Origin of the sequence: Bariatricus sp. TF06-38A (assembly GCF_027690675.1) — a bacterium.
Classification (GTDB): domain Bacteria; phylum Bacillota; class Clostridia; order Lachnospirales; family Lachnospiraceae; genus Allocoprococcus; species Allocoprococcus comes.
On record NZ_JAQFCE010000008.1, the window covers coordinates 99,911 to 110,737 of the forward strand.

Sequence of the window (10,827 nt, forward strand, 5' to 3'; positions counted from 1 at the left end):
TCCACATATTTGTCATACGGATGACTCCGTGGCTTGTGTTTTTATGCTATCATTTTATCCGGGTAAATCAGAAAAGACAAAAGAGGTGCGTTTTATTGACACGAAAAAATCAGACGTGTTATTATTGAAAAAAGAGAAAAAATATGGTGCATACTAGAAAATTGGGGAAATGCGTTAAAATTTATGCACATATCATAAAAAAATTGATTTAAAGGAAAGAAAATTGGTATGAATGTAGATGAGAAGGTAGGGCGTAATATTAGAAAATACCGGATGGCATATAATATGACGCTGAAAGAACTTGCTGTAAGACTGCATAAGAGTGTGTCGACAGTTTCTAAATACGAAAAAGGGGATATTTCATTGGATATTTCGACATTTCTTGAATTGTCTAAGATTTTTAAGGTGTCACCTCTTGCAATTATCGGAGATGAGATTGCTGAGGAAGAGGAAGAATGTACTTATGCGGAGACAATTGAAAAATTGTACATGTACAGCTATGACGGGATTGGAAAAGTAATTGTCAAAAGTTTGATTGAACAGCAGGCGGTGGAAGGAAAGAATAACAAATATAAAGTGCATTTGTTTAATGATGTAAGTGAGGTCAAAGAACCGGGGGAATGTGGCGGACTTTATACTGGTGAGTATGAAAAGGAAGGATTTATCGGAACCTATATGCTTCATAACCAGGCTCTGAAATCAGAACATATCATGATCTCCTGTGTAAATAATCTGGTGAATCCGGGACAGCAGCTGGCACTGGTGTCCGGTCTCTCTAATTATACGATGCTTCCGGTGACCTTTAAAGCAGTGATTTCGGAAAAAGAAATTGTAAATAAAGAAAAGCTTATGAATCTTCTTGCATTTAACAAAGAAGATCTTAAACTAATGAAGCAGATGAATTATCTTACTATACAAAATATGAGATAAAGAAGGATAAAAAAGATGACAAAGAAACAGAGAACATTGGAAGTAATAGAACGCTTAAGAAAGGAATATCCGGATGCAGACTGTACTCTGGATTATGATCAGGCATGGAAACTTCTGGTCAGTGTGCGTCTTGCGGCACAGTGTACGGATGCAAGGGTAAATGTAGTCGTAGAAGGTTTATTTGCAAAATATCCGACAGTAGAGGCACTTGCAGAAGCAGATGTAAATAATATCGAAGAGATTGTACGTCCTTGTGGGCTTGGGAAAAGTAAGGCACGGGATATCAGTGCCTGTATGAAGATGCTTCGGGATGAGTATGGCGGAAAGATTCCGAAGGATTTTAATGCGATCTTAAAGCTGCCAGGTGTTGGGAGAAAGAGCGCGAACCTGATCATGGGAGATGTATTTGGTGAGCCTGCGATCGTAACGGATACCCATTGTATCCGTCTGGTGAACCGTATTGGACTGGTAGACGGGATTAAGGATCCGAAGAAAGTAGAGATGGAACTCTGGAAGCTGGTTCCGCCGGAGGAAGGAAGCGATTTCTGTCACAGACTGGTGTACCACGGAAGAGAAGTTTGTACGGCAAGGACGAAGCCGCACTGTGACAGATGCTGTCTGGCGGATATCTGTAAGAAGGTTGGGGTAGAAAAATAAATGCAATATACAATTCCGGATTATTATAAAGAGTTCACCTGCATAGCAGACAAATGTGAAGATACCTGTTGTGCAGGGTGGAAGATTGTAATTGACAAAAAATCACTGAATAAATATAAGCATGTGAAAGGAAAATTCCGGTTTACGATGTTGAAATCCGTGGACTGGATCCGTGGCATTTTCAGGCAGGATAAAGAAAAGAGATGTGCATTTTTAAATGACTGTAATCTGTGTGAGATGTATGCGAATCTCGGAGAGAAAAGTCTGTGTAAAACCTGCCGCCTGTATCCGAGACATGTCGAGGAGTTTGAGGATGTACGGGAGATTACCCTGTCGGTATCCTGTCCGGAGGTGGCAAGGATTTTGATGGAGAAGAAAGAGCCGGTCCGTTTTCTTACTTATGAAAAAGAAGGAGAAGAGGAATACGAGGAATTTGATCCGTTTCTGTATTCTATGCTTGTAGATGCGAGAGATGCAATGCTTGGAATTCTGCAGGAGCGGGAGCATTCATTAAAAATAAGAGTGGGACTGATTCTTGGAATGGCGCATGATCTGCAGGGCAGATTTAACCGGGAACAGTTATTTTCCTGCGAGGAAGTCATTGAACGTTATCAGACAAAGAGTGCCAGAAAGTTTGTACGGAAACTTTGGAAAGAAGAAAAGCCGTCTGTGCAGGAAAGATGGGAGATGGCGCATAAGATGTTCCGGGAACTTTATGAATTGGAACTTCTACGTGAGGACTGGGATATGCTTCTGATGGAGAGCGAAGAACTTCTGTATTCACATGGAGCAGATGCGTATAAAGGAATCTCGTCTGACTTTAAGCGGTGGGCGAAGGAAGAGAGCAATATCCAGATCCAGGCAGAGCAGCTGCTGGTGTATTTCATTTTCACTTATTTCTGTGGCGCAGTTTATGATGGAAGGATTTATGCGAAGGTGCAGATGGCAGTAATAAGTACTTTCCATATTTATGAGCTGTGGAAAGCACGGTGGATAAAAAATGAAGGAGAGCTTACACCAGAAGAGATCGTAGAGCTGGTGTACCGGTATTCGCGGGAGATTGAGCATTCTGATAAGAATCTGGAGCAGATGGAAAAGATGATGCTGCGGGACAGGCTGCCGTGGTATAGGGGATAATAAATAGATGCCTGCACGATTTTTGATGCATTTGAATAAGAATTTTTGTTAAAAAGGGCGTATGAAAAATGATTTCTCATTTTTCATACGCCCTTATAATTTTAGTCTCTATGCATAGAGAACTTATCCATATCGTAATTCTTCAGATTATCAAGAATTCCACGATCGTCAGCCTGAGAGATCAAGGCATCACGGTTCTTCTTGGAAGTCATCTGGTCATTGAATGAACTTGGACCGCCGACACATCCGCCGTCACATGCCATACCTTCGATGAAGTCTTCCGGAAGACGTCCAACCTTCATGAGAAGGAGGGCTTTCTTACATTCCTGAGAACCATTTGCACGACAGACTTTCGCATCGATGCAGTTGTCAGATTCTTTCAGACTTTCCAGAACAGCTGCTGTTACACCACCGGAATTTGCAAAGCGTTTTCCGAAGGTAGAAGCGGTCTGGTTGTCGTTCGGACAGGCCTCGAGTTCAACGTCTTTTGCTTTCATGATCGCACGGATCTCGCTGTATGTAAGAACATAATCTGCATTTCCTTCGATCTGCTGATCGACAACTTCAGATTTCTTAGCAAGGCAAGGTCCGATAAATACAGTGATCGCTTCCGGATCCTGTGCTTTGATCATACGGGAAATTGCACACATCGGAGAAACAGTTGTTGAAATATTGTCAGCAAGCTGTGGGTAATGCAGGCGAACCATATTTACAAATGCAGGGCAGCAGGAGGTTACTTTTTTCTGTCCTTCTTTGTAAGCTTCGGCCCATTCTTCAGCTTCGTAAGCAGCAGTCATATCTCCACCGAGTCCTACATCGTAGAAATCTACGAATCCGAGCTCTTTCATTGCTTTGCGCCAGCTTTCCATGGTAATGTCAGCACCAAACTGACCTTCTGTGGCAGGAGCAGCCATTGCGTAGATGTGTTTGCCTTCTCTTAAAGCATTGATTACCGGAACAATAAATGTTTTGGAAGCAATTGCACCGAATGGACAGCTGTGGATACATTTACCGCAGCGTATACATTTGTTTTTGTCGATTATGGAAATGCCATGCTCGTCGTAGGTGATCGCATCGACCGGACAACTGAATTTACACGGACGTTTTAAATGTGCAATGGCATTGTACGGACAGGCTTTGGCGCACTGACCACATTCTTTACATTTGGATGCGTCAATGTGGGAACGGTAATGTCCCGGTTCAATTGCTCCAAACTTACAGGCATTGATACATGCCTTTCCAAGACAGTTCTGACAGTTCTCTGTTACTGTGTAGCTGGAGATCGGACAGTCTTCGCAGGCAGAAGAAATAACCTGAATGATATTGCCATCATCTTCCGGTCCCGGAGCTTTGCCTTCTGCGAGGCGGATTCTCTGGCGGATGATCTCACGCTCTTTGTAGATACAGCAGCGGAACTGCGGTGTCGGTCCCGGAATAAGCTTCAGCGGGAGGTGATCACGCTGTTCTTCAAGTTCACCTGCAAAAGCAAGCTTTGCTACTTCGAACAGTACGTCATGTTTGATTTTGATTACGTTTCCATCAGCATTCATAATTAACCCTCTCTTCTCTAAATTGTTAAAAATTTCACTCTTCCTTTATTATAATTGAAACTACTATAAATGGAAAGAAGATTTCATGTTTTTAATGAGAAACATAGCGTAGAAGTTTGATGAGAAGTATGTTATGATGAACATGCTATGTTGGGAAATATAGTGTGCCGCATATTTGGGGAAATAAGAGGCACCGGTATGAAAGAGAGGAAAGAAAATTGAAAGAGAAGAACAAAGCAAAAAACATATTGAAAGAGTATGCAACGATCACGGTAGGAATGTTTATTGTATCGGCATCAGTGTATTATCTGATGATGCCGAATTCCTTTGTTGTGGGAAGTATTTCGGGACTTGTCATGGTTCTGGCAAATTTTATTCTGCTGAAGGTTTCGACGATGACGATGATTCTAAATGTAGCACTTCTGATCATAGGGATTGTGTTTGTCGGAAAAGAATTCGGAGGTAAGACGGTCATTACATCTTTAATGCTCCCGGTTTATCTGCGTATTTTTGAAACAGTGACACCAGATGTTCCGCCGCTCACGGATGATATGTTTATCAATATGCTGTGCCATATTCTGGTGATCAGCATCGGACAGGCGATTTTGTTTAATGTCAATGCATCTTCTGGTGGGCTTGATGTTGTTGCAAAAGTTTTAAATAAATATTTGCATTTTGAAATTGGAAAGAGTCTTACGATCGCAGGATTTGTGACCGCTGCGACGTCTATCCTTGTCTACGACAGAAAGACACTGGTAGTGAGCCTTCTGGGAACTTATCTTTATGGGATTGTTCTGGATAATTTTATCGATGGTTTCAGTATCCGTAAGAGGGTGTGTATCCTGTCAAAGAAATATCCGGAGATCCAGCAGTTTGTTGTACATGAGCTGCACAGAGGGGCGACTCTTTATCCGGCAGTCGGAGGACTGGGCAATCAGGAACAGACAGAAGTGGTTACAATTCTGGAAAAGAGTGAATATGCAAAGCTTCTTGCATTTATCCATGAGACAGACCAGAGTGCGTTTGTTACGGTATCAACTGTCAGTGAGGTAATCGGAGAGTGGAATAAACATAAAAAGAACCGTTTGAGAAAAGCGGAGTAGTCGAGGAAATTTATGAGAGAAACAGTATTATTATTTAATATAAAAGATAAGAAGCGTGCGCAGGAGCTGCAGATGATCTGTATGTCACTCAGGATTCGGGTGCGGCTGATAAAAAAAGAAGAGTATTTTCAGACGGTTGGTGTACTTGCCGGAATGAAAGAAGCGTCAGAGACAGACAGGATTTATGAGGGTGAAGAGCTGGCAGATGAGATGATGGTATTTGCCGGAGTGACAGGCAGCCATCTGGATCAGATTTTATTTATGATGCGAAAGAAGGGTATGAAACGTATTGATTATAAAGCGGTTCTGACAGACACAAACAGTCAGTGGACTGTGCCGGAACTTTTTAAAGAACTGGAAAAGGAGCATGCAGCAATGCATCAGTCCTGATTTCAAGAAAAATCACATTTTTCCCATAGACAGAACAAATTTTTCGGGTAGACTACCATTTGTGAAAATTTGCGAAAGGTGATGGGAGATGTCAAAAAAGGTGAAGATAATCGGATGTGTAGCGGTACTTGCGGCCGGACTTACAGGCAGTGCACAGGATCTGAATGAAAATGATGTTCTTGCCGAATCCGACTCCTTTTCTTAGGTTGCTTTTCAAAAGTTTACGGGTTATAATGGTCAGAGAATGGAAAAATTAAAGGAGGTTTTTTAAAATGTCTACAATACCGGAAAGACTTGAAAAATTGCGTGCAAAAATGCAGGAAAAGGGAATAGATATTTATATTATTCCGACTGCAGATTTTCATCAGAGCGAATATGTGGGGGAGCATTTTAAAGCAAGAGAGTATATTACCGGATTTACGGGATCTGCAGGAACAGCAGTGGTTTCGAAGACAGAAGCACGCCTGTGGACAGACGGAAGATACTTTATCCAGGCGGCAAAGCAGCTGGAGGGAACAACAGTAGAACTGATGAAGATGGGACAGCCGGGCGTTCCGAAGATTGGGGAATATTTGGAAACAGCTCTGGCAGAAGGCGAAACTGTAGGATTTGATGGACGTGTTGTTTCTGTAACAGAAGGAGAAGAATACGAGAAGATCGCATCTGAGAAGAACGGAAAGGTCGTTTATGCATATGATCTGATCGATGAAGTATGGGAAGACCGTCCGATTCTTTCAGAAGAGCCGGTATTTGAACTGGAACAGAAATACACAGGAGAGACTGTGGAGAGCAAGCTTGCACGTACACGTGCGGCAATGAAAGAAGCAGGTGCGACAGCACACGTTCTTACCACACTGGATGACATCTGCTGGACACTGAACATTCGTGGAAATGACGTAGAATATTTTCCGTTGGTTCTGACCTATGCAGTGATCAGAATGGACAAGGTGGATCTTTTTGTGAATGAGAAAAAATTAAGCGATGAGATCAAAGCACATCTTGCAGCAGATGGGGTTATTCTGCACCCATACAATGATATTTATGAGGACATCAAGAAGGTTGCAGCAGAAGAAGTCCTGATGGTAGATCCGGGAAGACTGAACTTTGCACTTTACAAGAACATTCCGGAGAATGTGAAGAAAGTGGAAGAGAGAAATCCGGCGATCTTATTCAAATGTGTAAAGAATCCGACAGAGGTCGAAAATATCCGTATCGCTGAGATCAAGGATAGCGTGGCTCATGTCAGATTTATGAAATGGCTGAAAGAAAATGTTGGCAAAGAGACGATCACAGAGATGAGCGCTTCTGACAAATTGGATGAGTTCCGTGCCGAGATGGGTGGATTTATCCGTCCAAGCTTCGGACCGATCTCTGCATTCGGGGAGCACAGTGCGATCGTACACTATTCTTCTTCACCGGAGACCAATGTAGAGCTTCATGAGGGAACTTTCCTGATGACGGATACAGGAGCAGGATTCTACGAAGGATCTACTGATATCACCAGAACATATGCTTTTGGAGAAGTTTCACAGATCATGAAAGATCATTTTACACTGGTTGCGATCAGTAACCTGAACCTTGCAAGTCCGATCTTCAAGAAAGGCTGCTGCGGAATGAACTTTGATTATCTGGCAAGAAAGCCGTTTTGGGACAGAGGACTGGACTTCAATCACGGAACAGGACATGGGGTTGGATATCTTCTGAACATCCACGAGGGACCGGCAGGCTTCCGTTATACTTACAGAGCCGGTGAGTCTGATGCATTCCAGCCAGGTATGGTCATTACGGATGAACCGGGAATCTACATCGAAGGATCTCACGGTGTGCGTCTGGAAAATGAATTGCTTGTCTGTGAAGGCGAGAAGAATGAGTATGGAGAATTCCTGTATTTTGAACCGATTACTTATGTGCCATTTGACCTGGATGCGATCAATCCGGATATCATGAATGCAGAAGACAAGGAACGTCTGAATACTTATCATGCAACTGTATATGAGAAGGTGTCTCCTTATCTGAATGATGAAGAGAAAGAATGGCTGAAGAAGTATACGAGAGCGATCTAATAAATATGGTAATAGGAACACATATGTCGATTGCGAAAGGGATTGTGAAGACTGCAGAGAATGTGGTGAAGATGAATGCAGATACGATGCAGATTTTCAGCAGGAATCCGCGGGGATCGAATTATAAGGATCCGACGGTGAAGGAAGCGGAGGAGTTTCAGAGGATCAGGAGAGAGGCCGGTTTTGGAGCGATTCTGGCGCATGCACCTTATACGATGAATCTGGCGAGTGCGAAGCCGGAGGTGTATGAATTCGCCTGCACGGTAATCCGGGAAGATGTGACGCGGATGGACAAACTGGGGATTGAGAATCTGGTGTTTCATCCGGGAAGCCATACCGGAATTGGCGCAGAAGCAGGAATTCAGAATATCATTGCGGGGCTTGACCAGGCGATTACCGGAAAAGAGAATATTACGGTTCTGCTTGAGACAATGAGCGGAAAAGGAACAGAGATTGGCTGGAGATTTGAAGAGCTGAAAGCAATCCGCGACGGGGTATCACATCCGGAGCGGATCGGAATCTGTCTGGATACCTGTCATGTGTTTGCAGCAGGATATGATATTGTAAATGATCTGGACGGGGTGCTGGAAGAGTTTGACAAAGTACTTGGACTTGAGCTTTTGAGAGCGATTCATTTAAATGACAGTATGATGCCATTTGGTTCAAGAAAAGACCGGCATGCGGTGATCGGCGGCGGAGAGATCGGGATGGAGGCACTTTTAAATGTCATGCGTCACCCGAAATTAAAAGATCTGCCGTTTTATCTGGAAACGCCACTGGATGATGCGGGGCATAAAGAAGAAATTGCAAGGCTTCGGGATCTTGCCTAGGTGGTCAGACAGATGGAAAAGAGTTGTTAAGGCGGTATCGGCAGGCTATAGATTGTACAGAAGATAAGTTTTATCACAGATACAGCGCAAGAAATCAAAACAGGAGGGTATGATTTAATATGAGTCATACCCTCCTGTTTTAAGAACAGCTTTTTTGCTATAATGCATATCGCAAAAGAACGGCGTATATACCTATGATTCCAGTGCATCCGGATCAGCAGAAAGATCGGCAGATGCAATCCGGCGAACCGGGTTGGACTTATCAATATCTTCTGCAAATTTCTGCGCTTTTAACAGCATTTCTGATATCTCTTCCTCTTCCTCAGGAACAAAGCATCTTGCACTTTCATCCGGAAACAGATGATTTTTTAATTTGAAAGCCATCAAAAAGGCTTCCAGTTCCTGATTGAGTGCATCTTTGTAAAATTCAAAATAAAAACGAATTTCAGTTTTTTCAAAATCGGTACATATGCATCCGCACTGGGTTCCGCGTGTACGGCTTGTCCGGCGGAAATATTCGGGATCTCCGGTCACCATGTAAAAAATCTGGACCAGAAGATTTTCCTCGATATCTGTCTCATATGTAAACCAGTGCTTGCTGAGCTTGTCTTTTTGTAATGCTTTTTCATCAATATCATACTTCTTCAGAAGCTTATGATACATTTTGATGGCGGCCTCTTTCTCGCCACCTTCTCCCCGTTCGGCAAGCGCTTTAATCTTCAGCAGTTTTGCTTCTAATTTGTTGTCATCCAATTTCTTAATCCCCTTATGATTATAACACTTTTTTACATACTGAATTATTATAGCACATTTGTTATATAATGGAAGTAGAAAAATGGAAGTTAGCTAAGAGTTTTTTATAGCGGCGAATGTTAAGATTTGTTTACATTTTCGGATGAACTGTTGAAATTTGCTGACAATATCGGTAAAATAAATTTATAGAAAAACAGTAATTGATAAGAAAAGGGGGATTTATTATGACAGAAGATTTGATCAAGAAATTAAAAGACGTCAAGCAGGCACTGGTCAGCAAAGATATGACCGGCGAAGAGTGGGAAGAACGTGAAGAAATTCTGGAAAAACTGGAAGACGTAACCACGTATTTAAAAGATGCCCTCGGAAAGGGAATTGAATTCTGATGAAGGTAGAAGCACTGGTATTTGATATGGACGGACTGCTCCTTGATTCGGAACGTGTTGTGCAGAGATCCTGGAATTATGCAGGAGAAAAGCTTGGATACGGACGGATCGGGGAGCATATTTATCATACGCTGGGATTCAATGTAGTCCGCAGAGAAGCATATTTTAAAAGTGTATATGGCGAAGATTTTCCGATGGACAAGTTTAATGAGCAGACACGGGAGAAGTATTACGGCATTTGTGACAAAGAAGGGATCGGCGTAAAAGAGGGAGCAAGGGAGCTTCTTATCTATGCGAAGGAACACGGATACAAGGTCGGACTTGCGACGTCCTCCAGAGAGATCCACGCAAAGGCATCTCTTGAGAAAGTCGGTTTGTGGAAATATTTTGATGGCGGGGTTTTTGGCGATTCGGTGAAACATGCAAAGCCGGATCCGGAAATTTACCTCAAAGCGTGCGAGGCGATCGGCACCGAGCCGGTACATAGTATTGCGCTTGAAGATGCACCGGCAGGAATCCGCTCGGCTTCGGCTGCGGGTATGATTCCGGTGATGATCCCGGATCTTGCACAGCCGGATGAAGAAGTGAGAGGATTATGCCGGTATGTGTATCCTACACTTCTGGATGTGATTAAGATGCTTGATCGTGAAAATGCCGAAGTTGGTCGGTAAGAGACTGGATATCAGCATCGGAAAGTGCTTCGATAAGAGCGGTCTGGTACTGAAGGATCTTTGCCGGATTGTATGGAATGTCCAGGGCAAATTCACTGTAGGCACGCAGCTTCTGAAAATAAAGGGCTGCGTTTGCCTGTTCTTTTGCCTGGATGCACATTTCATACATGGCATGGCAGTCTGTAACGGCTTCGTCTGTGCATGGCTTGCAGATCCATTTTCCTATATAATAGTAATCATTCCCGATTCGATAGACGAATCCGGGATTTTTTTTGAATTCTTCTAATAAGTTCATTTTTTGTATTCTCCATTCTACTACAATATATTTATGGTTAATATCCCTTACAGCCAGTAAGG

12 protein-coding genes are annotated in these 10,827 nt (G+C 42.9%); 9 read left to right on the forward strand and 3 right to left on the reverse strand.

Annotation, left to right across the window (positions count from 1 at the left end):
- Positions 1-228 precede the first annotated feature (228 nt).
- From PG418_RS08675 to fliB, 3 genes are read left to right on the forward strand one after another with little or no spacing between them, the layout of a single operon-like run.
- Entirely contained in the window at positions 229-930 is a 702-nt protein-coding gene (locus PG418_RS08675) for a helix-turn-helix domain-containing protein (RefSeq protein ID WP_008369969.1), read from the forward strand.
- 15 nt (positions 931-945) lie between these two features.
- Positions 946-1,587, forward strand: a complete 642-nt coding sequence (locus PG418_RS08680) for an endonuclease III domain-containing protein (protein ID WP_055156204.1) — start codon at positions 946-948, stop codon at positions 1,585-1,587.
- On the forward strand, positions 1,588-2,724 hold the full coding sequence (gene fliB / locus PG418_RS08685; RefSeq protein ID WP_195488735.1) for a flagellin lysine-N-methylase: 1,137 nt from the start codon (positions 1,588-1,590) through the stop codon (positions 2,722-2,724). It abuts the gene before it with no gap.
- Positions 2,725-2,825: 101 nt separating this feature from the next.
- On the opposite strand, the gene PG418_RS08690 is transcribed toward fliB, so the two are convergent.
- A complete protein-coding gene (locus PG418_RS08690) occupies positions 2,826-4,274 on the reverse strand; it encodes a 4Fe-4S dicluster domain-containing protein (RefSeq protein WP_055261193.1) in 1,449 nt (482 codons plus the stop codon).
- Positions 4,275-4,492: 218 nt separating this feature from the next.
- On the opposite strand from PG418_RS08690, the gene PG418_RS08695 reads away from it, so the two are divergent.
- The 4 genes from PG418_RS08695 (at position 4,493) to PG418_RS08710 (ending at position 8,660) form a co-directional block, all read left to right on the forward strand.
- Positions 4,493-5,377, forward strand: a complete 885-nt coding sequence (locus PG418_RS08695; RefSeq protein WP_498837298.1) for a YitT family protein — start codon at positions 4,493-4,495, stop codon at positions 5,375-5,377.
- Between the two features lie 12 nt (positions 5,378-5,389).
- Complete coding sequence (locus PG418_RS08700; protein WP_055156200.1) at positions 5,390-5,767, forward strand: DUF3783 domain-containing protein; 378 nt, start codon at positions 5,390-5,392, stop codon at positions 5,765-5,767.
- Positions 5,768-6,039: 272 nt separating this feature from the next.
- Positions 6,040-7,830, forward strand: coding sequence for an aminopeptidase P family N-terminal domain-containing protein (locus PG418_RS08705; protein WP_008369981.1), 1,791 nt, complete (start codon positions 6,040-6,042; stop codon positions 7,828-7,830).
- Entirely contained in the window at positions 7,800-8,660 is an 861-nt protein-coding gene (locus tag PG418_RS08710) for a deoxyribonuclease IV (protein WP_195488905.1), read from the forward strand. The genes PG418_RS08705 and PG418_RS08710 overlap by 31 nt, the downstream gene beginning before the upstream one ends.
- Before the next feature lie 192 nt (positions 8,661-8,852).
- Here the strand turns inward: PG418_RS08710 and PG418_RS08715 are convergent, their stop codons facing one another.
- Positions 8,853-9,413, reverse strand: a complete 561-nt coding sequence (locus PG418_RS08715; RefSeq protein WP_022220216.1) for a hypothetical protein — start codon at positions 9,411-9,413, stop codon at positions 8,853-8,855.
- 224 nt (positions 9,414-9,637) lie between these two features.
- Between PG418_RS08715 and PG418_RS08720 the strand changes: the two genes are divergently transcribed.
- A complete protein-coding gene (locus tag PG418_RS08720; RefSeq protein WP_008369991.1) occupies positions 9,638-9,799 on the forward strand; it encodes a hypothetical protein in 162 nt (53 codons plus the stop codon).
- Positions 9,799-10,470, forward strand: a complete 672-nt coding sequence (locus tag PG418_RS08725) for an HAD family hydrolase (protein WP_195488904.1) — start codon at positions 9,799-9,801, stop codon at positions 10,468-10,470. Before PG418_RS08720 ends, PG418_RS08725 begins: the two co-directional genes overlap by 1 nt.
- Here the strand turns inward: PG418_RS08725 and PG418_RS08730 are convergent.
- The coding region (locus PG418_RS08730; RefSeq protein ID WP_498837299.1) for a hypothetical protein at positions 10,430-10,827 on the reverse strand (398 nt) is incomplete at its 5' end. The two genes, PG418_RS08725 and PG418_RS08730, sit on opposite strands and share 41 nt — an antisense overlap.

What these genes read in the sequence shown, in the direction of transcription:
- PG418_RS08710 (WP_195488905.1), top strand. Translation starts at nt 7,800, where the DNA reads ATGGCTGAAGAAGTATACGAGAGCGATCTAATAAATATGGTAATAGGA.
- PG418_RS08725 (WP_195488904.1), top strand. Translation starts at nt 9,799, where the DNA reads ATGAAGGTAGAAGCACTGGTATTTGATATGGACGGACTGCTCCTTGAT.
- PG418_RS08700 (WP_055156200.1), top strand. Translation starts at nt 5,390, where the DNA reads ATGAGAGAAACAGTATTATTATTTAATATAAAAGATAAGAAGCGTGCG.
- fliB (WP_195488735.1), top strand. Translation starts at nt 1,588, where the DNA reads ATGCAATATACAATTCCGGATTATTATAAAGAGTTCACCTGCATAGCA.
- PG418_RS08705 (WP_008369981.1), top strand. Translation starts at nt 6,040, where the DNA reads ATGTCTACAATACCGGAAAGACTTGAAAAATTGCGTGCAAAAATGCAG.
- PG418_RS08675 (WP_008369969.1), top strand. Translation starts at nt 229, where the DNA reads ATGAATGTAGATGAGAAGGTAGGGCGTAATATTAGAAAATACCGGATG.
- PG418_RS08690 (WP_055261193.1), bottom strand. Translation starts at nt 4,274, where the DNA reads ATGAATGCTGATGGAAACGTAATCAAAATCAAACATGACGTACTGTTC.
- PG418_RS08680 (WP_055156204.1), top strand. Translation starts at nt 946, where the DNA reads ATGACAAAGAAACAGAGAACATTGGAAGTAATAGAACGCTTAAGAAAG.
- PG418_RS08720 (WP_008369991.1), top strand. Translation starts at nt 9,638, where the DNA reads ATGACAGAAGATTTGATCAAGAAATTAAAAGACGTCAAGCAGGCACTG.